This is a genomic window from Mesorhizobium sp. B1-1-5 (assembly GCF_006443065.1).
Lineage (GTDB): Bacteria > Pseudomonadota > Alphaproteobacteria > Rhizobiales > Rhizobiaceae > Mesorhizobium.
Genome location: NZ_VFWS01000661.1, coordinates 1 through 1,040, shown reverse-complemented (window position 1 = coordinate 1,040; position 1,040 = coordinate 1). Strand labels below are relative to the sequence as shown.

General features: G+C 66.2%; 2 protein-coding genes. Both read right to left on the bottom strand.

Annotation, left to right across the window (positions count from 1 at the left end; all coding sequences use genetic code 11):
- A partial coding sequence (locus tag FJ980_RS34175; RefSeq protein WP_140514607.1) for an ABC transporter permease occupies positions 1 to 837 on the bottom strand: 837 nt, incomplete at its 3' end.
- The coding region (locus FJ980_RS34170; RefSeq protein WP_140547732.1) for an ABC transporter permease subunit at positions 837 to 1,040 on the bottom strand (204 nt) is incomplete at its 5' end. The genes FJ980_RS34170 and FJ980_RS34175, both read right to left, overlap by 1 nt.

The following is a 1,040-nucleotide window of genomic DNA, read 5'->3' as shown; positions in this document are numbered from 1 at the left end:
TGCGAGCGCTCTCCGCATCCTCGGATCGAGGATGTCGCGCAAGGCGTCGCCCAAGAGGTTGAAGCCCAGAATGCTGATCATGATCGCCAGGCCGGGGAAGATCATCAGCCATGGGGCGGTTTCCATCAGATTGCGGCTGTCGCTCAGCATCAGGCCGAGCGAAGCGGCCGGCGGCTGCGTGCCGAGACCGAGGAAGCTCAGGCCGGCCTCGGTCAGCAATGCCCAGGCGAGCGCCAGCGTCACCTGGACGGTCAGCGGCGCGACCAGATTGAGCAGCAGGTGCCGCGTGACGATGTAGCTGGAGCTGCTGCCGAAGGTGCGCGCGGCGTCGACGAATTCGCGCGCTTTGAGCGACAAAGCAGGGCCGCGCACCACTCGTGTGAAGATCGGCGTATAGACGATGCCGATGGCGACCACGCTGGTCCATGTGCCCGGTCCGGCAACGGTGACGATCAGCAGCGCCAGAAGAATGGCAGGAAAAGCCAGCAGCACATCCATGATCCGCATCAGCACGCCGTCCCAGCGACGCCCGAGCCAAGCGGCGGCGAGCCCAAGCACGGTGCCGGCAAGCGCGGCGAAGGCGACCGAAAAGAAGGCCACTGTGAAGGACTGGCCGACGCCCGCCATCAGCCGGCTCGCCACGTCGCGGCCGAACAGGTCGGTGCCCATCGAGTAGGCGGCACTGGGCGCATGCAGCCGGTCGACCCGGTATTGCGTGATCGGATTGTGCGGGGTCAGTCCCAACAGGCCGAGGATGGCGACCAGGAGATAGACGCCGACGATCACGCCGCCGATACGGCCGCTGCTGTGCCTGAAGATGGCGCGCAGCATGCGCATCACTGCTCGCCCAGCCGGATGCGCGGATCGAGCGCGACATAGGCGAGGTCGACCAGGAGATTGACGATCATGAAGTTGAAGGCGATGAACAGCACGCTGCCCTGCACCAGCGCGTAGTCGCGCTGGAGGATGGCGTCGAGCACCATGCGGCCGAGGCCGGGCAGGGCATAGATCTGCTCGACGATGACCGCGCCGCCGAGGAG